Here is a 25,623-nt window from a genome sequence, read left to right on the forward strand (position 1 = left end):
CTTAGGCATCCAGCGGCGTGACGTCCGCACCGAGGGCCTGGAGTTTATCCAGGAACTTTTCGTAGCCACGGTCGATAATATCCACCCCTGAGACCCGGGATTCCCCTTCGGCCGCCAGCGCGGCAATGAGGTGGGAGAAGCCCCCGCGCAGATCGGGAACCACAATATCGGTGGCCCGCAGCGGGGTGGGCCCTTGGATAACGGCCGAGTGGTAGAAATTGCGCTGCCCGAATCGGCATTCGTGCCCGCCCAGGCATTCGCGGTAGGTCTGGATATTGGCGCCCATATCCCGCAGCGCTTCGGTGAAGCCGAAACGGTTTTCGTAAACGGTTTCGTGGACGATGGACATGCCTTCGGCCTGGGTCAGGGCGACGACGAGCGGCTGCTGCCAGTCGGTCATGAAACCAGGGTGCACATCCGTTTCAAAAGATACGGATTGCAGAGCGCCACCCGGGTGCCAGAAACGGATGCCGTCGTCACGCACATCGAATTTCCCGCCGACTTTCCGGAAAAGATTGAGGAAAGAAGTCATCGACTGCTGTTCGGCCCCGCGCACGAAAATATCACCGCCGGTGGCCAGCGCGGCCGCCGCCCAGGAACCCGCTTCGATGCGGTCGGGTAGCGAGGTGTGGGAGTATCCCACCAGTTCATCCACGCCTTCCACTCGGATAACCCGGTCGGTATCCACAGAAATAATCGCGCCCATTTTTTGAAGCACCGCGATGAGATCCATGATTTCCGGTTCCACCGCAGCATTGGACAGCTCGGTCACGCCTTCCGCCATGACAGCGGTGAGGAGAGTCTGTTCGGTAGCCCCCACGGAAGGATAGGGCAAGCGCACCGGCTTGGCCCGCAGGCCCTTGGGCGCCACCAGGTGCATACCCGTTTCTTCCTGGACGCGCTTGGCGCCGAATTCTTCCAGCACCCGCAGGTGGAAATCCACCGGACGCGAGCCGATATGGCACCCGCCCAGATCCGGAATATAGGCTTCGCCCAGGCGGTGCAGCAGCGGGCCCGCAAAAAGAATCGGAATGCGGGAGGAGCCGGCCAGCGCGTTCACTTCGTGCGGATCGTGGGGCAGGTGAATATCACCGGGGGTGATCTCCACGGTTCCGGCTTCCGGCTGGTAGTTGACTTCTACACCGTGCAGGCCGAGCAGCTCCGAAACCACGGTGACGTCACGGATTTGCGGCACATTGCGCAGCACGGATGTTTCTTTGGTGAGCAGGGAGGCAACCATGGATTTCGACACAAAATTCTTTGCGCCGCGCACAGTAATCTCACCGCTCAGGGGGACTCCTCCGCGAACCACAAGTTGGGACACCATACTCTCCGCCTTTCTCGCGTGTCACAGGTACCCAGCCAGCATACCGGCCCGCGGCCGGTTTCCGGAGTTATGAGGATATCCGGGTGGCGTTATGCCTGCGAATCTGGCTCCAGGCGCGCCGAGCGGACCGGCACCTCGGGTAGGTGCCGCTGCGGCAGGGTACGCGGAGTGAAACCCGGCTGGCGGGCTTCGTATTCCTCGATGAGGGAGATATCACGCAGGGTCAGTGCGATATCATCCAGGCCTTCCATGAGGCGCCAGCGGGTATACGGGTCGATCTCAAAGGGGTAGGTGATATCGGCGCAACGCACCTCGCAGGCTTCGAGGTCCACGGTCAGCTCCCGGCCCGGCTTTTCTTCTAAAAGTTCCCACAGCCGGCTGGCGGCGTCGTCGCTAATCTGCCCTGCAACCAGGCCCTGTTTTCCCATATTGCCGCGGAAAATATCACCGAAACGCGGGCTGAGGACGGCGCGGAAGCCGTAGTCTCGTAGCGCCCACACGGCGTGTTCGCGCGAGGATCCGGTCCCGAAATCGCGCCCGGCCACCAGAATGGAGCCGGCCGCGTACGGGGCCTGGTTGAGGATAAAGGCGGGGTCTTTGCGCCGTTCGTGGAAGAGGGCGTCCTCGTAGCCGCTTTTGGTGATGCGTTTGAGGTAGCGGGCGGGCAGGATTTGGTCGGTGTCCACCTCGGTTTCGCGCAGGGGGACGCCGATGCCGGTGTGCTGGGTGAAAATCTCCACGGGCGTGTTCTTTCTACGCTGTAGGGGCGAGGTCGGCGGGATGGGAAATATGGCCGGTCACCGCGGTAGCGGCGGCCACCAGCGGAGAAACGAGGTGGGTGCGCCCGCCCGGGCCCTGCCGGCCGCGGAAATTCCGATTCGAGGTCGAAGCGCAGCGCTCCCCCGGGGTGAGCTGGTCCGGGTTCATGCCCAGGCACATGGAACAGCCCGCATTGCGCCATTCGGCGCCGAAAGCGCGGAAGACTTCGTCCAGGCCTTCAGCTTCGGCCTGGAGGCGCACCCGCGCCGATGCCGGCACGATCATGACGCGCAGGTCTTTGGCTTTGTGCCGCCCGCGCCACACCGAGGCAACCGAGCGCAGATCTTCAATGCGACCATTCGTGCACGAACCGATAAAAACGGTATCCACGTGAATATCACGCATGGGCGTACCCGGCCGCAGGTCCATATAGTCGAGGGCTTCCCGTGCGGCTTGGCGCTCTTTTTCTTCCGGCAGTGTGTCCGGATTAGGTACGACGCCGGACAGCGGCACCCCCTGCCCGGGATTCGTTCCCCACGTGACAATGGGCTCAATTTCGGATGCCTCAAGAACCACTTCGGTATCGAAATGCGCATCCGGATCGCTATACAGCGTGGACCAGTAGGCCACCGCCGCGTCCCAATCCGCCTCGCGCGGGGCGTGGGGGCGCCCGCGCACGTAGTCCACAGTGGTGGCGTCCGGGGCGACGAGCCCGGCGCGCGCTCCCGCCTCAATGGACATATTGCAGATCGTCATGCGCGCTTCCATAGACAGCGCCCGGATGGCTTCCCCGCGATATTCAATAATGTGCCCGGATGCTCCATTGGTTCCGATTTTGGCAATGACGGCGAGGATAATGTCTTTCGCGGTCGTGCCTTCGCGCAGGGTGCCATTGACGGTAATGGCCATATTTTTGAAACGCTGGAGGGGCAGGGTTTGCGTGGCGAGGACATGCTCGACTTCCGAGGTGCCGATGCCGATCCCGATGGAGCCGAAGGCACCGTGGGTGGAAGTATGGGAATCCCCGCACACAATCGTCATACCCGGTTGGGTCAGGCCCAGCTGCGGGCCGACCGCGTGAACGATTCCCTGGTCCGCGTGGCCGAGGGAATAGATCGGAATGCCAAATTCCGCAACGTTCGCGCGCAGGGCGTCCACCTGCTTGCGCGAGGTGGTATTAGCAATAGGGCGATCAATATCGATGGTCGGGACGTTGTGATCTTCCGTGGCGACGGTGCGCTCCGGGCAGCGCACCGGCCGGCCTTCCAGGCGCAGCCCGTCGAAGGCCTGCGGGCTGGTCACTTCGTGGATGAGATGCAGGTCAATATAGAGGAGGTCCGGCGTGCCTTCCTCGCCACGCCGAACCAGATGGGCGTCCCAGATTTTATCTGCGAGCGTGCGTCCCATCTCTACCCTCCTCTTCGTCATTCCGGGGAATTTTCCCGGATTCTTTTTGCGGTTACTCTTCTACTCTTCCAACGGTGATCGGTTGTGGTGGTCCGCGGGCTAGTTTACCCAGATGCGTCCACATGGCAAGATGAAATTCTCACATACTGGACACCGCTGCTCATGTGGTGCGACTGCCGCGGGGCTGCGCGCGGCACGTAAAAGGCGCGTCGCTGCGCGCGGCACCACAGTGTGGACATTTGCATCTCACTTATTGAGATGAGAAAATCTCGGTATGGTTGATTCTCCTCACGCTCAGCCTGCGCCCGCCCCGGAGGGAAGTGGTGTGGGCGTTCTCGATAAGGCTGCCGCCGTGCTCGATGCTCTCGAGGCCGGCCCCCAAACATTAGCGCAATTGGTGACCGCCACCCATTTAGCAAGGCCGACGGCGCATCGCCTGGCCGTCGCGCTGGAATACCACCGTTTCGTTTCCCGCGATAACGAAGGGCGTTTTTCTTTAGGGCCGCGCCTGGGTGAGCTTTCCTCCGCTACCGGTGAAGATCGCCTTATTGCCGCGGCGAATCCGGTGCTTATCGCGCTGCGTGACCATACCGGGGAATCTTCTCAGCTTTACCGGCGCCAGGGCGACCAGCGTATTTGCGTGGCGAATGCTGAACGTACCATGGGCTTGCGCGATTCCATCCCGGTGGGTGCTTCTCTATCGATGAAGGCCGGCTCTGCAGCTCAGGTGCTGCTTGCCTGGGAGGAGCCCGATCAATTGCATCGCGGTTTGCAGGGCGCTTCCTTTACGGCCACGAATCTTTCCGCGGTGCGCCGGCGCGGCTGGGCGCAGAGCGTGGGCGAACGTGAAGCCGGGGTGGCTTCTATTTCCGCGCCGGTACGCGGGCCGAGCGGGCGGGTTATTGCCGCGGTGTCGATTTCTGGGCCGCTGGAGCGGATGGGCCGCCAGCCCGGGCGAGTGCATTCGGCTGCGGTGGTGGCCGCAGCTGGCCGCCTCACCGATGTTCTACAAACAACCGAGGGCATTAACGAGTAAAGGTAGTAGCGAGTAGTCGAATACTATCGCCCGCTGCTGTTCCGGATGGCTCGCTCATATTCGGCGAGGACCAGGGGCACCACCTCCTCCCAGCCGTATCCGGGCGCCACGCTCGCATTGTGGTGGGCTATGCGGGTGCGCAGCGCGGTATCCTCCGCCAGGCGGGCCAGCTGCGCGACCATATCCGCATCGGTTTCTGCCAGGAGCGCTGAGCGCCCGTCCTCCAGGAAATCATCAGCTCCGGTGCCGGCTGGAGAAACAATGGGCAGGCCAGCTGCCCGCGCCTCCAGGGTGGCAATCCCAAAGGCTTCCCGGCGTGAACTGGTGAGATAGATATCCGCGTGGCGGTAGGCCTCCATGAGCCCGCCCCGGTCCGTGCGGCCGGGAAGATGAAGCCAGCCATTCCCGGGCCCGGAGCCGTTGCCGGGGTTCCCACGGGCCCGCCCGCGCCGTTCTAATTGGGAGCGCAGCGGGCCATCCCCGTATATGGTGAGGTGAATATCCCGCCCGGTGAGCTGGCGCGCCCCGGCCACACAATCAATGAGAGCCGCATTGCGTTTGCGCGGGGCCAGGCGCCGCGCTGCCACAACCTCAAGCCGCTCGCCCGAGCCGCCGCTTGCGCCGGCATCACAGCCGCCCTCTGCACCACCGAGCGCCTCCGCACGCGCGAGGCGATAAGCGGCAACCGCGCGCCACTCCCCCAGATCCACACCATTAGGAATAACCGCGACATCGCCGCCCACGGCCCGGCATACCTGCCCGGCCACCCACGTGGATACCGCGTTATGAACCACGCCGCGCGCCGTGACCCAGCGCAGCGGAGCAAGCAGCTTTTCCACCGGATCCAATACACAGTGCCAGGTGACGGTAGCGGGGATACCTTCCGCCGCGGCGATGCGCATCGCGGCCCAGGCAAAAGGTGACACAACTCCGGCCTGAATATGCACCACATCCGCGCCCCGCATCGAGGCACGCAGCTGGGCGCCGTGCCCCGGGGAGACCGGGAGGCTACCAAAGAGCGCTGAGGTGATGCGCTGGACGGGAAGGCTCGCCACGATATCGCGATCCGGCGGGCTTCCGGGAGCCGGAGGCGTATCACGCGGGGTGGCGGTGATGACCAGCACGCGATGGCCCGCCCCCTGCAAGGCCAAGCCAAGATCCCGGGTTTGAGCTTCAATCCCGCCCAGGCGCGGCAAGAAGCAATCCGAGACGAGCGCAATGCGCATAAGCCCTCACTTTCGCACAGAGATCCCCTCACGGCGGAGCTCCTTGGCCGGCTACCCCACCGGTGGCGGGGTAGGTGCGGCGTCGTTCCTTTTCCTAGCGTCAGCTTAGCGCCCGCCTCCGACAGAAAAAGACCACTCGAAATTTTTAAAACGGAATGCTCTTTGCCTGGGCGCTCCCGGGCCTTAAACTAAAGCATGGCTATTCTTCCTATTTACATCACCGGCGATCCCGTTCTGCATCGTCCGGCCCAGCCCATTACGGAATTTAACGAGGAACTGGCTCAGCTGGTCGAAGATATGTATGAGACCACCGTTGCCGCTCCCGGGGTGGGGCTGGCCGGGCCGCAGGTGGGCATTGGCAAACAGATTTTTGTGTGGGTTTACGCCGATCAGGATGAGGCTCCCGAGCGCGGCGTTGCCATTAATCCCACGTTGTTTATTGAACCTGTTAATCCGGATGAAGAGCCTTTCGAAGAAGGATGCCTATCCTTCCCCGGCGAACAGTATCCCCTGGCGCGCTCCCCGCACGCTTTGCTACGGGCGCAAAACGAAAAGGGCGAGCATTACGAAATTGAGGCAACCGGGTGGTTCGCTCGTATTCTCCAGCATGAATACGACCATTTGACCGGGCATTTGTACGTGGATCGGCTCACCGGGCGCGAGGAAGCCGCGGCCAAGCGGGCCAAGCGTGAGCACGGTTGGGGCAAGAAGGGAAATACCTGGCTGCCCGGGCGTGACAACCTCGAAGATTAGTCTTTTCGCTCCCGCGCACCAGCGGCGCGGACTCCCATTCATTTTTTGTTCATATTTCGGTAACGTGAGATGGATATTTTTGGCGACATGATTGCACCCCAGCCCAGCTCCTCGGCCCGCACCGTGGCGGTGTGCGCGGATGGGCTGGGGCGCAATCGTGCCCTGAATAACCTCATTATCGAGATGCTGGAACGCGGACACGCCACCTGCGCCACGCTTCTGGTGGCGGCTCCCGCGGCGGATCATGCCCTGCGTGCTTTGGCGGCCGTGGGTATCGATCCGGGGCGGATTTTGCTTGGTTTCGCTATTAGTTCGCAGGGGCCCGGGGCTCCGTGGCGCGCCGTCGGCCCGCATGCCTCAAGTTTGACGGACCGCGGCGGGCGTTACCTTTCCGCGGAAGAAAGCGCCGCTCCCCCGCAGCTCGTGCGCGAAGATATTCTCACGGAATTGGCCGCGCAATTCTCCTGGATGGAGGATCGCGGGTATCGGCCGGCGGGTATTGCCGGGCCGCGCTACGGTCGCGATTTTCGCGGGCGCGGCCTGGTGATTGATTGTGCGCTGGAATTTTGCGCGCGTGTTGGGGTACCGCTGCGTTACGCGCGCCGGGGTGATCCGCTTGTGGCGGCCTCGCGTTACCTGGCGGAGCTTGGTGCAAAGCTCGGGGAAGGTGCGGCGCGGCACGCGAACTCCGGTACCGATGCGGATGTGGTAGCTGCGCACGCGCGGCGCGTGGAACGTGCGGATGCTCTTGGGGTGCTTCTTCCAAACGACGTCGTTTTCTTCCCACCCGAGTTCCCCGCCGAAAGTTACGGGGAATTACGCCATGTTTACCTTTCAGCTTTGGAGGAATGCGCCGGTCCGGCGATCCAGGTGGTATTCACTCCGGCCCGCGAGGATAGCGGAGCGGGGCGCGGGGAATGGGAAACCCGGCTGATGCGCGATCCCTCATTCTTGCGGGCAGTGGCAAGGGCGCGGTGTGCTGATGCGCAAGGGATATCTACGGTGCCGGCTGGTAGTAAGGCCACGTTGAAATTTGTTGAAGGTAAGCCCGTGGCAGCGAGTGACACCGGATTTGACGATGATGTTATGTACAACGTGATTGATGACATGCGTAAATGACGCGCTCTTCGCGGGTAAGTAGATAGAAATGGTTGCTAATACCCGGAATTTCGCTTTCTACGCCAACAGAGAATCCGGGCGACCATGCACCGCAGGCAAACCCGTGGGTAGACACGTCAAAGTGGGCGTCCCGAACCTTGTAGGCACCACAGTGCACATTCAGGACGGGGCTGCTGTTGCTGTAACTTTGATTTCGGACAAACGCGGCGACCTTCCCGCCAGAGCCTCATGGATCTCACTAACTTCAATAGTCACACCAGCACCTGCTGGGGTGGTATGTGTTTTCAGAGCTGTACTGCACTTGTCGTACATGCGAAGTACATCCCGGAAAAACATGCCCTCCTCGCCGGCGCGGCGGTCGGCTAGGCGGGACAGTGAGGCAAAGTGTGAGTCCGGGACATCGCCTCCCACAGGATGTGCGTAAGAGACACAGAACCGCCCCGAAACGGTGCTCTCCCGCACACTTTGTTTGCGGGACGCGGTTCAGGGTAGTTCCGGGCCGGATCCAAGCCAACGACACGCCGTCATTAGCAACTATTTTTGTCTATTAACCCTCCACCTCCCTACATTCTCATCCTAGAGGCTGCGGCTGAGCTGAGACGACTCAAGGCGGGAAAACCGAAGCTTTCCCGCCTTGTACTGTACCCCGTACCGGATTTGAACCGGTGTTACCGCCGTGAGAGGGCGACGTCCTAGGCCGCTAGACGAACGGGGCCTATGAGGATGCCGAAGCATCATCGCTGGGGTACCAGGACTCGAACCTAGAATGGATGAACCAGAATCACCTGTGTTGCCAATTACACCATACCCCAAGGGTGTGGACCTCAGAATCGTTACGTTCCCGAGGACGACAGATAAAGAGCTTAGTGGAATCTCCTCAAGCTAGCAAATCCGCTGGACGTGTGACGCACCACGTTCTCGGCCCGCGTTAGTTCAGGCGGCACACCCGTTCAAACTGCACCCCGCGCCGGTGCAAACGGCCGGCCAGCGCGAACTACACCCGCGCAAGCGATGCCGAAACCCGCCACTACCATTCACACACGCGGCCCTGCCGCTCGGCTTCCTCCCGCAATGACTCCGGCACCCGCAGCCAGATACGCGAACCGGGAGTGCAACCGGTGAGCATCGTATATCCATCGCAGGCGGGCAGCGAAGAAAACATGGCGCGCACAGCCCCGGCGATGGTGATGTCCACGGCGTCGTAGTCGCGGCGGGCCCGCGTCCAATTAACCGTGTACGTATCCAGGCCGTCAAGGGTCTCCGGGCTCCACATCCGATCCAGGGGGATCCGGAGCGGGTAGCGTTCAACCAGCGTGACCCAGTCAGCCGCAGTGACAATCCGGTAGATCCGCGACTGATCCGGCTGCGCCGCATCCGGGAGGTCGGTAGCGAGCAGGTGGGAGCGCGGGTAGTCGCCGGCGTCGTCGCCGAAAAACGACCAGGTGCTGGAAAACTCCCCGAGGGAGTGACCGGTGAAGAACTCGCCCACGTCGAAACTGAGGTAGCTGAAGGCGAGATAGTCTTCCGGGCGTGCCGGACTATCCGCCGGGCCGAGGATCTCGATGATTTGCGAACTGATATCCCAGCCGAGCGGCCTACGGCTGCGGCGCGCGCGGTGGCTGCGGCGGCGGCTGGGCAGCGCGACCTCGTGGAAGCGCAACTGCTGGGGCGCGAAGCCAGCTTCCCATTCGGGTGGAATGCGCTGCTGAAGTGCAGAATCCAGCGAAGCGGCATCGCGCGCACTCAACGCCCAATCCGAGGCAAGAACGCGCTCAATATCCGCGTTAAAAGCAAAATGGATGGAGAACTCCCCCAGCGCCAGATTCGCGCGCTGGAAACGCCCCAGCTCAGCTACCGGCCAGGATGGTTGGGGATTTTCCGCACCGCATAGCTCCACCCGCGGGACGCACTCCACGCTGCCATCATCCATGGTGAGGGGCTCGAAGAAGATCCGGCCGCCTGCGCCCGCAGCTACCCGCTCCCAGGCCCTTCCCCAGGCACGCAGGTAGGTTCCCGGCGCGGGAAAAAACGCGGCGGGCCGCGGCGGCGGCGTCGTACTTACCACCATCACGGCCCTCCCCGTCAGTCTCTCAACTACCCGGAAATTTTTTCCAGGAGTTGGTCAATGCGCGCCACCGCTTCCTCACGCCCGAGGATAGCAATGGAATCAATCACCGGAATGGACACATTCGTGCCCGTCATCGCCACGAAAAGCGGGCCGAAGGCGAAGCGCGGCTTGATACCGAGGCCCTCCACCAGCGCCGCGTCGAGGGCGGGCTTAATGGCTTCCGGCGTGAAATCATCCAGCGCGCTCAGGGCCTCGCGAGCCCCGCGTAGCGCTTCGGGCGCCGAATCACGCAACTTGGAGAGGGCTTTCTCGTTGTAATCCAGCTCCGCCGCACTCACGAAAAGGAAGCCGAGCAGATCCCGGGCCTCCCCCAGCAGCTGCATGCGGGTCTGCGCCAGCGGCGCTGCCGCGTCAAGAATTTCCCGTTCGCGATCCGTGAGCTCCTCATAGGTGCCGCCGCTCAGCACCTCGCCGAGATAGGGAACGAGGCGGCGGGTGTAATCGGCCACGTCAAGGAGGCGGATATGGTCCGCGTTAATGGCCACGCACTTCTTGTCATCAAAACGTGCCGGGTTCGGATTGACATTGTGGATATCGAAATGCTCCACAAGTTCTTCCTTGCTGAACACATCGCGTTCGGCGGAGAACGACCACCCGAGCAGGGCCAGGTAGTTGAGCAGGCCCTCCGGGATCATGCCGCGTTCGCGGTGGAGCAGCAGATTCGATTCCGGATCGCGCTTGGACAGCTTCTTGTTGCCCTCCCCCATCACGTAGGGCATATGGCCGAAACGCGGCGTCCACTTCGCGATGCCCAGTTCTTCCAGGGCGCGGTAGAGCACGATCTGGCGCGGCGTGGAGGAGAGCAGATCCTCCCCGCGCAGCACGTCCGTCACTTCCGTGAGGGCATCGTCAATGGGATTGGTGAGGGTGTAGAGCGGATCGCCATTGGCGCGCACAATCACATAATCAGGGGTGGAGCCGGCGCGGAAAGTAATATCCCCGCGGATCACATCCGTGAAGGTAATATCCTCATCGGGCATGCGCATGCGCAGCACCGGTTCGCGCCCTTCCGCCCGGTAGGCAGCCTTTTGTTCTTCGGTGAGGTTGCGGTCATAGCCGTCGTACCCGAGCTTGGGATCCTCCCCGCGTTCGCGGTGGCGCGCCTCGATTTCCTCCGGGGTGGAGAAAGATTCGTAGGCATAGCCACGCTCCAGCAGCTGGGCCGCGACCTTGCGGTAGATATCCCCGCGCTGGGATTGCCGGTAGGGGCCGTGCGGGCCGCCCACTTCAACTCCTTCATCCCAGTCCAGCCCGAGCCAGCGCAGGGAATCAAGAATCTGGTGATACGACTCTTCAGAATCACGGGCTGCGTCGGTATCTTCAATGCGGAAAATAAAAGTTCCACCCACGTGCCGGGCGTAGGCCCAGTTAAAGAGGCAGGTGCGTACCATACCGACATGCGGGGTGCCGGTGGGTGAGGGACAGAAACGAACTCGGATCTCGCGTCCGGTAGCAGTTGTGATAGCCATGATGGGTTAAGGATACGCTACGGATATGACATATGATTTCGACACTCGCACCGTCTCCGATCTCATCGCGCAGGGCTCGCATAAGTGGTCTGCTTTCGGGGATGCTATCGCCATGTGGGTGGCCGAAATGGACTTGGGAATCGCGCCGGAAATTCGCGATTACCTGGTGAGCGCAGCGCAGCGCGGCACCCTCGGCTACCTTCCTCCCCGCGAAATTCCGGGGATTATGAACGCAGTTTCCACGTGGCTCGGCCACTTCGGCCCGGCACCCGACCCGGAACGCATGTTCCTCATTCCTGAAGTTCTCAGCGCATTGCGGATCACGATTACCCAGTTCACAGCCCCGGACGCCCCGGTTATTGTCCCCACTCCGGCATATATGCCGTTCCTCACACTTCCCGGTGAGTACGGCCGGGAGGTACGCCAGGTGCCCTCGATTTTCCGCGAGGGGCGCTGGGAACTGGACCTCGAGGGGCTGGAAGCGGCGCTCACCCCCGGTTCCCTCCTGGTTTTGTGCAATCCGTGGAACCCGGCGGGCCGATGTTTGACCGGTCCGGAACTCGACGCGGTCGCTGCCGTGGTGGAGCGGTGCGGGGCCCGCGTTTTTGAGGATTCCATTCACGCCCCGGTACTCATCGACGGCACCTACGTTCCTTACGGCCCGCGCAGCGCGGCCACCCGCGCGCATACGATCAGCGCGATCAGCGCGACGAAGGGCTGGAATATCCCCGGCCTCAAGGCCGCGCAGCTCATTTTTTATAACGACGACGCAGCCCGCTACGCGCCCCATGCCAATGCCTGGAGCTCCCCGACTTCCACGCTGGGAGCCCGGGCCACCACAATTGCCTTTACGCAGGCGCTGGATTGGAATCGCGCGGTGTGTTCCTATATTGGCGAAACCCTGCGGATTGTGGAAGAGCGGGTCCGGGCCTGGCCCGGGGTGCGCATGGCCCACGTGGAAGGCACCTATATTGCTTTCCTCGATTTTTCCGAGGCGGAATGTGTGCGCGCGGAGGAGGAACGTGCCCGGCGGGAGGGGCGCGAGCCGAAGGGCGCCGTCGCCACTATTTTGGAGCGGGCCAATGTGGCGCTCACGCCCGGGCTGGCCTCGGGCGCCGGTTTTGAGCAATGGGGCCGCATGGTGCTGGCCACCCCGCGGGCGATTGCCCTGGAGGCCCTGGACCGAATCGAAGGGCTGCTGGAAGCGGGAGCGTAACGCACCTTCGGGGCGCCGCGTCACCCACGGGCGCGAACGCGCGGCGTAACGCAACCGCAAGCCAATTTCAACGCTCCTTCGGGGCGCCTGTCGCTAAAGTCTAGGTGAAATACTAAGGTTAATGATATGAAAATAGCACGCTTGAGTTTGAGCCAGGGGCCGCGCTACGCGGTCTACGACGAAGGCGCCGATGACTTCGTTATCCTCGCCGATGATCCGATTTTCGGAGAAATTCAGCCCACCGGGGAACGGGTGGCCGCCGCCGATGCCGTGCTCCTCTCCCCCATGATTCCGCGCTCGAAGGCGATTGGCTTCGGTAATGCAACCGCGCCGGGCGCCACCGCCGCTGATCTTTTCTTCTTTATGAAACCCAATACGGCTGTATGCGGGCCCGATGATCCGATTATTATTCCGGAGTGGGCCAGCGAAGGCCTCGCCCACGAAGTCGAGCTCGGAATTATTATCGGCCGGGTTGCCAAGGATGTTCCCGAGGATCGCGCGCTGGAGGCCGTTTTCGGTTACACCATTATTAATGATGTGACCGCCCGCGGGGATGTGAACGGGGCGCAGAAGATGTTTGATACCGCGCTGCCGGTGGGTCCCTATATCCTCACCGATATTGATGTGAGCGATCTGGCGATGACCTCGCGGGTGAACGGGGAAACCTACACCCGGGCGCGGACCTCCGATTATCCACTTTCTGTGGCGCAGTCGGTGGCGGCGGCGTCGCGGCGCTGCACCCTGCTTCCCGGCGATATTATTCTGCCCGGTGCCTTTAACGGTGAGCCCCCGCTGAAAGCGGGCGACGTCGTGGAATGTGAAATCGAAGGTTTCGGGGTGCTGCGCAACCCGGTCCTCGCGGCGAACTAAATAAAGCGAGCATCAACTACACAACCGAGGACCGCACCCGCGCCGCGGGCAGGCCCATGCAGGAGGATAGATGAAGAAGCATCGCGATGGTTCCCTATCGCAAAAAGCTCCTTTCAAGAACGAGTCGTATCACACGGTTCCGTGGCTGCTCGCGCAGCGGCAACGCAAGCATCCGCGTGATATCGCGGTGCATATCCAGAGCTCGATTGGTGGGAACTGGAAACCGTTGACGATTACGGAATTCCTCGAGCAGGTGCGGCTCACCGCCCGCGGGCTCATCGGCCTGGGGCTCGGCCACGGCGAACGTATCGGTATCCTCGCGGCCACCTCCTACGAATGGGCGCTGCTGGACGCGGCCGCTTTGCATATCGGGGTGGTGCCGGTTCCTATTTATGAAACAAGTTCCGCCAAGCAGATCGCGTGGATGGTTGCCGATGCGCAGATTACCCATATTTTCACCGATACTCGTGCCCACGCGGAACTGGTGGATTCGGTGACCCCGCCCGCGATTCCGCCCGCAACCGTCATGACGGAAGATTGGCGCGCCGCGCTCAATGCCGCGGCTCTTGACGTTCCCGAAGAAGATCTGGACGCCCGCATCGCGGCGGTCACGGCCGATTCGCTCGCCACCATTATTTACACCTCGGGCACCACCGGGGATCCCAAGGGCGTGGAGCTCACCCACGGGAATTTCGCGCGTACCGTGCTGGGAACCTGGCATTACGAACCGGAGATCCTCAATAATCCGCAGGCTTCGCTGCTGCTCTTCCTCCCCATGGCCCATGTGATGGGGCGGATTTGCGCCTACTTCGGGCTAGCCACCCGCATTTCGGTAGGCTTCGTGGGCAATCTCAAGAACCTCATGAGCGACCTGGAGACTTTCAAACCCACCCTGCTGCTGGTGGTTCCGCGGGTGCTGGAAAAGGTCTATAACGCGGCCGAGGCGAAAGCCGGGGCGGGCCTGCGGCGCCGGATTTTCCGGTGGGCGGCCGATATTGCGGTGCAGAACGGCACCCGGCGCCGGCGCAGCCCGATTTTCGCGGTGAAACGCGCGCTGGCACGCAAACTGGTTTTCAATAAATTGCGCGAGGCAATGGGCGGGCGGATTCGTTTCGCGATTTCCGCCGGGGCGCCGCTGGGCACCCGCCTGGGGCGCTTCTACCGCGGCATCGGGCTCACGGTGGTGGAAGGTTACGGCCTCACGGAAACCACCGGTCCGGCAAATGCCACGCGCGCGGCAAATCCCGTACTGGGTACCGTTGGATGGCCGCTTCCGGGCATGCGTATTAAACTTGCCGACGACGGCGAAGTCTTGGTCAAGGGCCACTCTGTCTTCCGCGGTTACCATAACAATCCCGAAGCTACCGCGGCTGCCTTTGCGGACGGCTGGTTCCATACCGGGGATCTCGGGACGCTCGATAAGCGCGGCAACCTCACTATTACCGGGCGGAAGAAGCATCTTATCGTGACCGCCGGTGGCAAGAATGTGGCGCCGGCGGTATTGGAAGATAAGCTGAGCTCGCATCCCCTTATCTCCAATGTGGTGGTTTTGGGTGACGGGGAGCCCTTCATTTCCGCGCTCATTACTCTGGACGCGCAGATGCTTCCCTCCTGGCTTTCCTCGCACGGTTTACCGAAGATGAGTCCGGCCGAGGCCATGAATTCCGAGGCCGTCAATGCTTCGCTCCAGCGCGCGATTGACCGCACGAACGCGCAGGTTTCGCGAGCGGAATCCATCCGGAAATTCGTGATTGTACCCGGCGATTTCAGCGAGGCGAATGGCCTGCTCACGCCGTCACTGAAGGTGCGCCGCGAAGTGGTGCTCGAACGCTACCGCGATGTGGTGGATGGTATTTACGGGGCGAATCATTCCGAGTCCACGAAGAAATCAGAGGCGAAGGAACGCCGGCGGGCGGCCCGAAAAGAACGGCGGGTACAGCGCCGGCTCGAGCGGCTGCGGCGGCGCGGCGAACGCGGTGGGCGTGGCACGGCCGGGCAGCTCGGGGAGCGCTCCGGGCAGCAACCTGGCGAGCCGGCCGGCGGTGAGAAGTAGCGCAATGGGGATTGATGGGCGCACGGTTAGTTATGCCGTTATCGGGCACCCGGTGGGCCATTCCCGCTCCCCCGCCATGCATAATGCGTCCTTCACCCACCTGGGTGTAAACGCTGTTTACCTAGCTTTCGATATCGCTCCGGATGCGGGTGCGCGGGCGGTCGCAGCTTTGCGCGACCTTGGTTTTGGCGGTTTTAACGTGACGATGCCGCATAAAACTACCGTATACGAGAGCGTTGATGAGCTCTCCGACGATGCCCGCCTCATGGAGTCTGTAAACACTGTTCACATCCGCGAGGATGGGAGCACGGTTGGTCACAATACCGATGGCCGCGGTGCTTTTGCTGCGGTCCGGGCAGCGGGATACGATCCTGGCGATTCCGTGGTGATTTTAGGGGCGGGTGGAGCTTCGCGCGCGATCTATACCCGGGCCGCCCTCGAAGGGGTATCCCGCATCCGGGTATTTTCGCGGCGCGGGCAGAATTACGAGCGCGCTATCGAGATTTTGGCTCGTTTGCGTGCCGAAACCGGTGTGGATGCCCAGCTTTTTGACCTTGCCGATGAGCGCGCGCTGCGCAGCGAGGTTGAGGCTGCTTCCCTTCTGGTCAATGCCACGAGCGTGGGGATGAGCGCTCACCCGGGTGCTCTGATCCCCGAAAGCTGGCTGCACCCGGGCCATATTGTTTTTGATGCGGTGTACGAACCGCTGGAGACGGAGCTGCTGCAGCGAGCTCACCGCGCCGGCGCGGGATGCGTATCCGGCCTGGATATGCTGCTGTGGCAGGGCGTTTTCGCCGAAGAAATCTGGCTGGGCCGCACCGACATTCCCGTGGAGGTCATGCGGGCGGCCCTGTGCCAGTAGATTATCGCACTCGATAGCGGGTTTATCTTTCCCTTCCGCGCTAGTTTTCTGCTCTATGTGCGCCGGTACCACCAGCGGATTCAACCAGGGCAGCTTCCGGATCTGCTGCGCTCGGGCCGGGAGTACCATCGCCGTAGCGAATAATATGGCTCTCGTTCATATCGTCTTCTTCGAGCATCCGCAGCTGTTCCTCACGACTGAGCATCTGAATACCCCAGCCGGTTGCGGCCAAGATAAGCGCCACGATCATGCCCGACCAGTTAACAACAGCCCACGGAACGTATTGCAGCGTTTCTACCCCGAGGGTTGCTGCCATGTATGCACCGGCCGCTGTCCACGGGAATAGCGTTTCGGTCACGGTCACAGAGTCCTCGAGGGTACGCCCCAATGTCATGGGGTGATAGCCGCGGCGCACATATGCCGGGCGCAGTACTTCGCCGGGCATAATGACGGAGATTTGGCCGTTACAGGTCACCGAAATGGTTCCCAGCCCCACGCCGATGGTGCTGGCGACCAAGCCGAAGCGCGACTTGACGCGGTGCAGCAGCTTCTCAATAAGGTAATCGAGTGAGTGTGAAACACCCATAATTCCAGCGAACGCCAAGGCGCAGAAGCAGATAGCCAGGGTTCCCAGCATAGAGTTCATTCCGCCGCGTTCCAGCAGGGTCACCATGTCATCGCTGGGGGTCAGGCTGGCCCATTCGGGCCGCTGAATCATCTCCAGGTTGAAGCCTTTGACGAGCGCAGTGAAGGCATCAGCGATACTCGACTTCTGGAAGACGAAGGTATTGAAAAGCCCGAGGGCAACACCCGCCATCATGACAGGAATCGTCGGGAAACGCAGCGCCGCACCAACAAGAACAACGATAGGAGGCACCAGAAGCCACGGCGTGAGGTGGAAGCCGGCCGCTAATTGGTCAAGAGTTTCCTGCACTGCGGAGGTATCAACTCCAGCGGCGGATCCCTTGATCCCCACGATCGCAAAAACAATCACACCGATGATGAGCGCGGTTCCGGTGGTCCATGTCAGATTCTTGATATGGGTGAACAGCGGTACGCGGGTAATCATCGCGGCGATATTTGTCGAATCGGATAGCGGGGAGAACTTGTCACCGAAGTAGGCACCGGAAACAACCGCTCCCGCGATCATTGGCAGATCAGCACCCAAGCCTATGGCGATACCCATAAAGGCGACGCCGATGGTGCCTGCGGATCCCCACGAGGTTCCGGTACAGAGTGATACGACGGCGGTGCCAAGCAGGGCGACCAGGGCCAGCCACCGCGGGTCAATAATGGCCAGGCCCCAGTACACGAGATACGGGATTGTTCCTGAGATCATCCACGCGCCGATGAGTAACCCGACGGTGAGGAGGATGAGGAGCGCCGGCCAGGCTTTCGCGGTCTTTTCAGCTACGGATTCGATCATCTCATCCCAGCTGTATCCCAGATATTTTGCAACGCAGGCGGCGACCGCTGCCGCTGCGATAATCATGGGTTCAACAGGCAAATCAAAGCCGATGTATCCCCCGCCGATAAACAATGCCAGGGAAATCACCGGCAAAAGCGCCAGGAAGACCGTTGGCTTCTTTTTCTTCATGTGTATCTCGGCCTCGGTGCCGGGATTGTTTTCCGAAGTCATCATTGATCCTTTCGCTGTGTCGATGACGACAATTCCTCGGTGAATATGCGGCGGGTGCCCTATGGAGAACAGGGACCTACCACAGCTCGGGTCAAGAAGCGCTGCCCGCGCGGATATTTATTTCAGTTTCTGCGCCGCCGCTTCGCAGCGTTGTAATGCGGTATCGAGAAGTGATTGGGGTGCTGCCAGATTGAAACGCAGATAATCCCGCCATTGCGCTCCGAAGCCTTCGCCGTATGAAGGGTGTACTCCGGCTGCGGCGCATACCTCTCTGGCCGCAGCCGCACCTAGCACTCTGGTGTCACACCAGAACAGATGGGGCTGCGGACTGTTTATTGGACATTATCGCTTAAAACCGCTTGACGATGCTCCACAATCGTTAAACCATCGAACTTCAAGGTAATACGCTTCTGGTTATAGAAGAACATATACTCGTCTATCGCCTCGCATAACTCATCGGTTGTAGCCCACTTCTTCCCGTGATAAATCTCGGTTTTCATCCGCCCGAAAAACCCCTCACAAGCAGAATTATCCGGACTACACCCCTTCTTCGACATCGACCGCGTCAACCCGTAACGCCGCGTAAGCTCAATCCAGGACACAGACCGGTAGTGGACTCCCCGATCCGAATGGATCACGAGTGGATGCTCACTCTGGCCGGCTTGTAGCTCGTTTAGACGCTGGTGCGGGAGGGTTGCCAGGGCGTTTTCAAGGGAGGAATCAGCCAACACTGAGGTTGGGTGTAATCCCCTCGTATACGCCACGACTTTCCCGTCATAACAGTCAATAATCGGGGAGAGATAAACCTTCCCGTTAGCTGCGTGGAACTCGCTGATATCCGTGAGCCAAAGCCGTCCGGGCTCATCAGCGTGGAAGTCACGCTCGACTAGGTTTTCCGGTGCCGGGCTGATCTCCCCGCCGTAACTAGAGTACTTCCGGCGTGCTTTGGCATACCTGACCGGGATTTCCTCTTCCCGCATCAAGCGCTGGATGACTTTCTCCGAGACCACATACCCAAGCTTTCTAAGCGCTAAACGGATACGCCGATACCCATACGTATACAAGCCCTCGCGCGCGATCTGAGCGATCAACTCACGCAAGCGAGCATGCTTGTCAGGCCGCTCTAGCTGTTTAGCGGTGTAATAGTACGAGCTTGCCGGCAAATCCAAGGTATCTAAGACCATGGCTAGCGGCGTGGTAGAGCGTAGCTGGTTAGCTACCCGTGTTTTCTCTACCGCTTCACTGCGCCCGCCTGTGCGGGCTTTTCCTTTTTTTGCTAGCTCGAGCTGGGCTTTCAAGACGCGTTTCTGCACGATTAAATCGGCTACAAGAGCACGTAATTCTTCCGGGTCTTGGGGTAGCTGGGCTTCCAGTTGGTGGCGGGTTTTCGCTTTGATCTGGTCGCATTCTTTCTCGTTCATGAGTCCTAGACTGCCTTCCGCATCCCACTTTTTAACCCAAGCATAGATGTTTGTGCAGTTCACGATTCCTAGATCCTGGGCGATAGTGTAGGCGTTTTCCCCGCTGCGGAATCGCTTGCAGGCAGTTACTTTCACGTCCGTTGATATTTTCTGGTTAGGGGCGTGTTTCTTCGGTTTTCTCTGCTCTGGTTTCTCGTTGCTATTCCGGATCCATTTGTAGAGCGTGTCTCGGCCTGGGTAGCCCAGTTTACGGACTGTGGCGGTTACCGATTGCGTGCGTTGGTAGGTGGTGAGGGCTTTACGGATCTGCTCTCTCGTGTACGTACGCTTACTCATTGAACGTTCTCCTTAAAAATCTCTAGGAAACCGTCCGCACCCCCGATACGTCGCTTCGGGAATCACGGGCTTTTCCTTTGCGAATAGCGCCGCGATGCGCGGGACGAAGCGCGCCATATTATTATCGATATAGGCGAGCGTGGTATCGAGCCATTCCTCGCATTGGGTCCAGGCGGCTATCGCTGCGGGGATAGCGAAATAATTGGGGTTATGGAAACCTGCCGCGCGTAATCCGTCCCGTATTCTGGAGCGCAACGCGGGATCCGGAACGATGAGTGCCGAGGCTTCTAGGCCGGCGATATTGAAACTCTTTGAGGGTGAAAGCGCTGTGATGAGGCGGGTCCGCAATCCCGCATCCGCGTAGCGTGCTAGCGGTGACCATTGCTGCCCGGCGCGCAGAATATCGCAGTGGATATCGTCAGAAAGCACAAGACATGAGCTCTGGGCCAGCAGTGCGGCGAGCCGGTCAAGTTCCTTTGGGGTGAAGGCGCGCCCAGTTGGGTTGTGGGGATTGGTGAGAATGAAAAGATCAGCATCGGGCAGCATGGAAGCAAGCTGGTCAAAGGGAATCTGCCACGTGCCATCCGCGTAGCGCATCGCTGGTTCGGTCACCTGGCAGCCGCAGCGGCGCACCACTTCCATGATGGGGTCATAAGCCGGCGAGAGCGTGATGACCTTCGCTCTCGCCGGCAGCATATGGGCGCAGATCATCGCTGTTGCTTCCACAATGCGGGGAACGAAAACGACGGATTCTTCGCCAAACTCGGTACCGTGCCGGCGCATAAACCATGATGCACACGCGCCCGCAAAATCAGGGAAAACCTCGGTGTAGCTGTAGATCCCCCGAACAGCGGCGTCCTCAAGCGCAGACCGAATTGCCGGGGCACACGCGAATTCCATTTCCGCAACAGATAGGGAGATATGGTCGGCAGGCAAGGTTTCCCATTTAGCGGACCAGGTACCACGCCGGTTGATCACCCGATGGCGATCCTCGAAGTCACCTGTAGCTATGTGCATCATTGCAGCCTCCTTGTCACAAAGGGAGGTGAACTTCTTTGAACACTCACCCTTTGTTTTGTTTCAAAACATACTCGGAGAATAGTAGTTTTGTCAACGTGAGAGTTTTATTATCACGACGTGGTAGGAGGTGTCATCGAAAGGTAGGGACTGCAAATATTAATTCGAGAACACAAATAAAACAGGGATGCGAAGTTTTTATTGGTCATGATGTGGTGATGATGAGAGAAGAGTGCGCACGAAGGGACTCGAACCCTTACGCCCAAAGGCACTGGAACCTAAATCCAGCGCGTCTACCAGTTCCGCCACGCGCGCGTACCGGTCTATCCTAGCGGATTTCCCGGTGTGAGAAAATTCGGAAAGCAACCGGAAGATCAGAAAGCCGGAGCCAGCGTTCCGGCCCCGCATCTCTCCCGCTTATTCGTCAATACCGAGATCGCGGCGCAGCCGCGCCACATGCCCGGTGGCTTTCACATTGTAGAAAGCCGCTGCCACGGTGCCATCCGGATTGACCACCACGGTGGAGCGGCGCATTCCGATAACCGTTTTACCCCAGTTTTGCTTTTCTCCCCAGGCGCCCCATTCGCTTGCCACGGCGTGATCCGGATCGGAGGCGAGCACAAAGTTGAGGCCTTGCTTCTCCCGGAATTTCTCCAGCGAAGTGAGCGAATCCGGGGAAACTCCCACCACGGCATAGCCAGCCGAACGCAGAGAATTGAGGTTATCGCGGAAATCGCAGGCTTCGGTAGTACACCCTGGGGTATTAGCTTTCGGGTAGAAGTACACGATGACTCCGCGGGCGCCGTCGTTCAGATGTTCAGACAAGCGGAAGGTTCCCGCGGTGCTGTCCAAAGTGAAATCCGGGGCACGATCACCAGAATTTAACATTATTTTCCTTCACAATAAGCACGGCCCACGCGATGAGCATGGCGATACCAATCCCGAGAGGCCACAGACCCAGGGGTGTGGGCGCGAACCACAGCATAAAAACCGCGCCGGCCCCGAATATCCAAGGGCGTTCGCTCCAGTATCCGAGCCCACACGCAACCGCACCGACCGTCCCGAGCGCAAGAATCACTCCGTATTGCGGAAGGGCATGCCCGCTGATGGCGATATACCAGCCCACAGCGAGGGTGACCACGCCCAGCACAAGAATGGCGAGGGCAAGGTAGTTGAGGTATCGAGCTTGGCGCATGCCACTCAGTCTAGCTTCCGCACAGCGCGCCGCACCCCGCCCGCGCCGGCGCTCTACGCGAAAATGCAGATGTTTCGCGGGTAGCGTGGAGTGGTCCACGCGGGGACGAAGCCCGGCAAAATTAAGAACATGAGTGAAGTCGACGCAGCTGATATGGGTCCGTGGCTCAGCCCCGAGGAACTCGAATTTGTCCGGCACAAGGTCCCGATGGTGTACGTGGATATTGTCCCGGTTCGTCTGGATGAAACCGGGCGGGTGATCGCTATCGGGATGCTGCTGCGTGCCGATTCTGAGGGGATTTTGCGGGAGTTCCCCTCGGGGCGGGTGCTGTTCCACGAACCGGTGCGCGCCGCGCTTATCCGGCATATCGATAAAGACCTCGGTTCGGTGGCACTTCCTCAACTGCCGCCGTACCTGGCGCCGTTCACGGTCACCGAATACTTCCCCACTCCCGAACCGGAGGCCGGGTATTACGATGCGCGCCAGCACCGGGTAGACCTGGCTTATATCATCCCCATTCACGGGGATTGCGACCCGGGAAATGACTCGCTGGAATTCACCTGGTTCACGCCCGGGGAGGCGCGCACCGCGGAGCTGCAGGCGGAAATGTCCGATGGGCACGCCGCGCTCCTGCGCGCCGCGCTCGGCTATATTGGCCGCTGCTAAGCCCGCTCGGCTAGCACCTGCACGATCACCGGTGCCAGCTGAGCAAATGCCTTGCCGCGGTGGGAGATAGCATCCTTTTCCTCCGGGCTCAATTCCGCGTTGGAACGGCTGGAGCCGGCCGGCGCGAAGATCGGGTCATAGCCGAAGCCCCCGCTGCCGCGCTCGGCGGTGAGGAGGATGCCCGGCATTTCGCCTTCGCGTACTTCCTCATGGCCTTCCGGGGTCACCAGCGCGGCCGCGCAATGAAAATGAGCGCCACGATTGGCCAGCGGCACATCCGCGAGCTGGGCGAGGAGGAGCTGGCGGTTCGCGGCGTCGTCCCCGTGGTGACCGCTCCAGCGCGCCGAAAAAATCCCGGGCGCCCCACCTAGAATATCTACGCACAGGCCCGAATCATCGGCAATAGCCGGCAGGCCGGTAGCCCGCGCGTAGGCCCGCGCTTTGATGAGCGCGTTCTGCGCGAACGTGGTGCCATCCTCCACCGGTTCAGGCACCGCAAACTCCGCGCCGGAGACAAGCTCAATTTCCTGCAACCACGGCGCCAGAATATTGCGAAGTTCCGTGACTTTATGGGCATTTCCGGTAGCGACGACGACGCGCCGCGGCTGCGCTACTTCCACTGGTCACCGCCGGTAAACACATCGCTACGTACCGGATTCTCCCCCTCGAAGAGCACCCGATGCTGGAGTTCACGAAGCTCGCGGGTGCCCTTATCCGCCAGGTCAAGGAGAACCCCAAGATCAGCGCGGTTGAAGGGGTGGTGTTCCGCGGTTCCCTGAACCTCCACGTAATCCCCGCTGCCCAGCGCCACGATATTCATATCGGTATCAGCGCGCACGTCCTCTTCATAAGGAAGATCGAGCCGCGGCTGGCCGTCAATGATGCCCACCGAAACCGCGGAAACCGAGGTGGTAAGGACCGGGCGGCGCACCAACTTACGTGCCCGAGCCCAGGAGATGGCATCCGCCAGAGCCACAAAAGCGCCGGTAATAGCCGCGGTGCGAGTTCCGCCGTCGGCCTGCAACACATCGCAATCCAGGGTGATGGTGTTCTCCCCCAGGGCTTTCATATCAACGGCGGCGCGCAGGCTGCGGCCAATCAACCGCGAAATCTCATGGGTGCGGCCCCCGATTTTCCCGCGCACGGATTCGCGCGGGGAACGCTCCGAGGTAGCGCGCGGAAGCATGGAGTATTCGGCGGTTACCCAGCCTTCCCCGCTGCCTTTGCGCCAGCGCGGCACCCCTTCTTCAAAGGAAGCAACGCAGAGCACGGTGGTACGCCCAAAGCGCACCAGCACACTGCCTTCCCCGGTCTCAAAATAGTGGCGGTCAATGGTGACGGGGCGCATCTCATCTACGGCACGCCCGTCCGCTCGCGTGGCGCTGGAGTTCTTTTCAGTCATGGCTTAAGGCTACCGCGCCGCTACAACATGAAAAATCCGCGTAGCCAGCTGATGCCAAACCACGCCCGCGGAGCCCTGCCCAAGCCTGCTGAGATCCGCGCACCCCGCTTAGATCCGGAAGGCTTCCCCGGCTCGCACGCAGGCCACCCGGCCCTCGTATTCTTCCCGCGCCGCGGCCCGCACGGATTCCCGATCTGTCCACGGCTGGAGGTGGGTGAGGAGCATCTCATGGGCCCCGGCCTGCGCGGCCAGCGCCCCGGCCCGCGAACCCGTGAGGTGAATGCCGCGCACGGTATCCCGCCCATCTTCATAAGCGCATTCGGAAAGGAGTAAATCGGCGCCGCGCGCCGCGGCGACGACGCCGTCGCACATATCCGTATCCCCCGTGAACGTGAGCACCACGTTCTCCCCGGGGCGCAGATCCGAGGGGCCGGTGATCCGGTAGGCGAAAGTTTCCACGGTGTGGAGGGCGGGGAACGCCTGGATGGTCATGGGGCCAACGCGGAAGGTATCCCCGGCGCGGACCTGGCGGAAGTCGAAAACGTCGTCGTAAGTTTCTTCCGGGCCGTCGTCGCCCAGTTGGCGGGCGCGCCGCCGCGCATCCCCGGGGCTGTACACCGCCACCCGGGGCAGCGGGCCGGAAGGATGCCAGCGCCGGTAGACCTGCATCCCGATGAGGTCGGCGCAGTGGTCGGCGTGGAGGTGGGAAATCACCATGGCGTCCAGGAGTGCCGGGTCGGTATAGCGCAGCAGATGGCCCATGGCGCCGGGGCCGAAATCCAGCGTGAAGGTGTAGGTGCGCGGGGCGCCGTTCGCGTCGATTCCTTCCGCCTGCACTAGGTAGGCCGAGGCGGGTGATTCCGGCCCGGACATTGAGCCGGAGCATCCAATGATCGTCAGTCTCATGCCGAGAGTTCCTCCGTAGATAGCACGGTTCCTACTTCCGGACCGAGGAATCTGCGGGCGAGGTGCCCGAAACTCACCGGGTCGCCGGTGGCGTAGAAGCGGCGCCGGGGGGTTCCCGGGCCGGCAAACATATCGCGGGTGGCTAGTTCGCGGTAAACATCGCGGGCGGTTTCATCCGCGGAGGACACGATGGTCACGTCCTCCCCCATGGTGTAGGAGATCACACCGGCGAGCAGCGGGTAGTGGGTGCAGCCCAGCACCAGGGTATCCACCCCGGCCGCCCGCACCGGAGCGAGGTAGTGTTCGGCAACCGCCTGCACCTGGGCACCGGCCGTCTGCCCCTGTTCCACCAGCTCCACGAACTGCGGGCAGGCCCGGGTGGTCAGTTCCAGATTCGGGGCGGCCGTAAAAGCATCCTGGTAGGCCCCCGATTCGATGGTGGCCGGGGTGGCAATCACCCCGATTTTCCCGTTCCGGGTGGCCCGCACCGCGCGGCGCACCGCCGGGCGGATCACCTCCAGCACCGGGATCCCCATCTCTGTGGCGAAGCGCTGCCGGGCATCCGCGAGCGCGGCGGAGGTGGCGGAATTGCAGGCGATGACCAGCATTTTCACGCCGGAGCCCACCAGTTTCTCCATGATGTCCATGGCGTAAGCGCGTACCTCGGGAATGGTTTTGGTGCCGTAGGGGCAGTGGGCGGTATCCCCGATATAGGTGATGGATTCGCCGGGAAGCTGGTCAATAATCGCGCGCGCGACCGTGAGGCCACCTACGCCGGAATCAAAAATACCAATGGGACGGGAATCCATACTGTCA

The 25,623-nt window shown here is 61.3% G+C and carries 23 protein-coding genes and 3 tRNA genes; 8 read left to right on the plus strand and 18 right to left on the minus strand.

The window, feature by feature from the left end:
- Window position 1: 1 nt before the first annotated feature.
- From murA to leuC, 3 genes are all read right to left on the minus strand, one after another.
- Window positions 2-1,327, minus strand: coding sequence for a UDP-N-acetylglucosamine 1-carboxyvinyltransferase (murA, locus tag CZ322_RS08145; RefSeq protein WP_087070890.1), 1,326 nt, complete (start codon window positions 1,325-1,327; stop codon window positions 2-4).
- An 89-nt stretch (window positions 1,328-1,416) separates the two neighbouring features.
- Window positions 1,417-2,067 (minus strand): 3-isopropylmalate dehydratase small subunit, encoded by a 651-nt coding sequence (leuD, locus tag CZ322_RS08150; RefSeq protein WP_087070891.1) that lies wholly within the window; start codon window positions 2,065-2,067, stop codon window positions 1,417-1,419.
- Between the two features lie 13 nt (window positions 2,068-2,080).
- Window positions 2,081-3,493, minus strand: a complete 1,413-nt coding sequence (gene leuC, locus CZ322_RS08155) for a 3-isopropylmalate dehydratase large subunit (RefSeq protein WP_087070892.1) — start codon at window positions 3,491-3,493, stop codon at window positions 2,081-2,083.
- A 274-nt stretch (window positions 3,494-3,767) separates the two neighbouring features.
- Here leuC and CZ322_RS08160 point away from each other — a divergent pair, with 274 nt between their 5' ends.
- Window positions 3,768-4,529: an IclR family transcriptional regulator gene (locus CZ322_RS08160; RefSeq protein WP_051278627.1), complete on the plus strand. Its 762-nt coding sequence runs from the start codon at window positions 3,768-3,770 to the stop codon at window positions 4,527-4,529.
- Window positions 4,530-4,552: 23 nt separating this feature from the next.
- Here the strand turns inward: CZ322_RS08160 and CZ322_RS08165 are convergent, their stop codons facing one another.
- Complete coding sequence (locus CZ322_RS08165) at window positions 4,553-5,755, minus strand: glycosyltransferase family 4 protein (protein ID WP_087070893.1); 1,203 nt, start codon at window positions 5,753-5,755, stop codon at window positions 4,553-4,555.
- A gap of 195 nt (window positions 5,756-5,950) precedes the next feature.
- Here CZ322_RS08165 and def point away from each other — a divergent pair, with 195 nt between their 5' ends.
- Entirely contained in the window at window positions 5,951-6,508 is a 558-nt protein-coding gene (gene def / locus CZ322_RS08170; RefSeq protein WP_026429473.1) for a peptide deformylase, read from the plus strand.
- Window positions 6,509-6,577: 69 nt separating this feature from the next.
- Window positions 6,578-7,627, plus strand: a complete 1,050-nt coding sequence (locus CZ322_RS08175) for a ChbG/HpnK family deacetylase (RefSeq protein WP_087070894.1) — start codon at window positions 6,578-6,580, stop codon at window positions 7,625-7,627.
- A gap of 642 nt (window positions 7,628-8,269) precedes the next feature.
- On the opposite strand, the gene CZ322_RS08180 is transcribed toward CZ322_RS08175, so the two are convergent.
- The 4 genes from CZ322_RS08180 to gltX form a co-directional block, all read right to left on the minus strand.
- Window positions 8,270-8,342, minus strand: a tRNA-Glu gene (locus tag CZ322_RS08180).
- A 25-nt stretch (window positions 8,343-8,367) separates the two neighbouring features.
- Window positions 8,368-8,439, minus strand: a tRNA-Gln gene (locus CZ322_RS08185).
- A 215-nt stretch (window positions 8,440-8,654) separates the two neighbouring features.
- The gene (locus CZ322_RS08190; RefSeq protein ID WP_143231887.1) at window positions 8,655-9,698 is read right to left on the minus strand and encodes a hypothetical protein; all 1,044 of its coding nucleotides are present in this window, start codon (window positions 9,696-9,698) and stop codon (window positions 8,655-8,657) included.
- 23 nt (window positions 9,699-9,721) lie between these two features.
- Complete coding sequence (gltX, locus tag CZ322_RS08195; protein WP_087070896.1) at window positions 9,722-11,224, minus strand: glutamate--tRNA ligase; 1,503 nt, start codon at window positions 11,222-11,224, stop codon at window positions 9,722-9,724.
- Window positions 11,225-11,249: 25 nt separating this feature from the next.
- On the opposite strand from gltX, the gene CZ322_RS08200 reads away from it, so the two are divergent.
- The 4 genes from CZ322_RS08200 to aroE all read left to right on the plus strand — a co-directional run bounded on the left by CZ322_RS08200 (window position 11,250) and on the right by aroE (window position 16,225).
- The gene (locus CZ322_RS08200; protein ID WP_087070897.1) at window positions 11,250-12,440 is read left to right on the plus strand and encodes a MalY/PatB family protein; all 1,191 of its coding nucleotides are present in this window, start codon (window positions 11,250-11,252) and stop codon (window positions 12,438-12,440) included.
- Between the two features lie 126 nt (window positions 12,441-12,566).
- Window positions 12,567-13,310, plus strand: coding sequence for a fumarylacetoacetate hydrolase family protein (locus CZ322_RS08205; protein WP_087070898.1), 744 nt, complete (start codon window positions 12,567-12,569; stop codon window positions 13,308-13,310).
- Between the two features lie 70 nt (window positions 13,311-13,380).
- On the plus strand, window positions 13,381-15,363 hold the full coding sequence (locus CZ322_RS08210) for an AMP-dependent synthetase/ligase (RefSeq protein ID WP_087070899.1): 1,983 nt from the start codon (window positions 13,381-13,383) through the stop codon (window positions 15,361-15,363).
- A 4-nt stretch (window positions 15,364-15,367) separates the two neighbouring features.
- On the plus strand, window positions 15,368-16,225 hold the full coding sequence (aroE, locus tag CZ322_RS08215) for a shikimate dehydrogenase (protein ID WP_087070900.1): 858 nt from the start codon (window positions 15,368-15,370) through the stop codon (window positions 16,223-16,225).
- Between the two features lie 40 nt (window positions 16,226-16,265).
- On the opposite strand, the gene nhaC is transcribed toward aroE, so the two are convergent.
- The 6 genes from nhaC to CZ322_RS08245 all read right to left on the minus strand — a co-directional run bounded on the left by nhaC (window position 16,266) and on the right by CZ322_RS08245 (window position 21,833).
- Window positions 16,266-17,867, minus strand: a complete 1,602-nt coding sequence (nhaC, locus tag CZ322_RS08220; protein ID WP_087070901.1) for a Na+/H+ antiporter NhaC — start codon at window positions 17,865-17,867, stop codon at window positions 16,266-16,268.
- 329 nt (window positions 17,868-18,196) lie between these two features.
- Window positions 18,197-19,621, minus strand: coding sequence for an IS3 family transposase (locus CZ322_RS08225; protein WP_087069845.1), 1,425 nt, complete (start codon window positions 19,619-19,621; stop codon window positions 18,197-18,199).
- Between the two features lie 12 nt (window positions 19,622-19,633).
- Entirely contained in the window at window positions 19,634-20,641 is a 1,008-nt protein-coding gene (locus CZ322_RS08230) for a MalY/PatB family protein (RefSeq protein WP_087070902.1), read from the minus strand.
- A 230-nt stretch (window positions 20,642-20,871) separates the two neighbouring features.
- Window positions 20,872-20,953 (minus strand) — tRNA-Leu (locus tag CZ322_RS08235).
- 102 nt (window positions 20,954-21,055) lie between these two features.
- The gene (gene bcp / locus CZ322_RS08240; protein WP_087070903.1) at window positions 21,056-21,526 is read right to left on the minus strand and encodes a thioredoxin-dependent thiol peroxidase; all 471 of its coding nucleotides are present in this window, start codon (window positions 21,524-21,526) and stop codon (window positions 21,056-21,058) included.
- On the minus strand, window positions 21,510-21,833 hold the full coding sequence (locus CZ322_RS08245; protein WP_087070904.1) for a hypothetical protein: 324 nt from the start codon (window positions 21,831-21,833) through the stop codon (window positions 21,510-21,512). The genes bcp and CZ322_RS08245 overlap by 17 nt, the downstream gene beginning before the upstream one ends.
- A gap of 129 nt (window positions 21,834-21,962) precedes the next feature.
- Between CZ322_RS08245 and CZ322_RS08250 the strand changes: the two genes are divergently transcribed.
- Entirely contained in the window at window positions 21,963-22,499 is a 537-nt protein-coding gene (locus tag CZ322_RS08250) for a DUF4916 domain-containing protein (RefSeq protein WP_026429485.1), read from the plus strand.
- Here CZ322_RS08250 and rdgB read toward each other — a convergent pair.
- From rdgB to murI, 4 genes are all read right to left on the minus strand, one after another.
- The gene (gene rdgB, locus CZ322_RS08255; protein WP_087070905.1) at window positions 22,496-23,119 is read right to left on the minus strand and encodes an RdgB/HAM1 family non-canonical purine NTP pyrophosphatase; all 624 of its coding nucleotides are present in this window, start codon (window positions 23,117-23,119) and stop codon (window positions 22,496-22,498) included. The genes CZ322_RS08250 and rdgB overlap by 4 nt on opposite strands.
- Window positions 23,110-23,901: a ribonuclease PH gene (gene rph / locus CZ322_RS08260; RefSeq protein WP_087070906.1), complete on the minus strand. Its 792-nt coding sequence runs from the start codon at window positions 23,899-23,901 to the stop codon at window positions 23,110-23,112. Before rph ends, rdgB begins: the two co-directional genes overlap by 10 nt.
- Window positions 23,902-24,009: 108 nt before the next feature.
- Window positions 24,010-24,807: an MBL fold metallo-hydrolase gene (locus CZ322_RS08265; RefSeq protein WP_087070907.1), complete on the minus strand. Its 798-nt coding sequence runs from the start codon at window positions 24,805-24,807 to the stop codon at window positions 24,010-24,012.
- Window positions 24,804-25,616, minus strand: a complete 813-nt coding sequence (gene murI, locus CZ322_RS08270; protein ID WP_087070908.1) for a glutamate racemase — start codon at window positions 25,614-25,616, stop codon at window positions 24,804-24,806. Before murI ends, CZ322_RS08265 begins: the two co-directional genes overlap by 4 nt.
- Window positions 25,617-25,623: the final 7 nt, after the last annotated feature.

It is taken from the genome of Actinotignum timonense, from assembly GCF_900155575.1.
Classification (GTDB): domain Bacteria; phylum Actinomycetota; class Actinomycetes; order Actinomycetales; family Actinomycetaceae; genus Actinotignum; species Actinotignum timonense.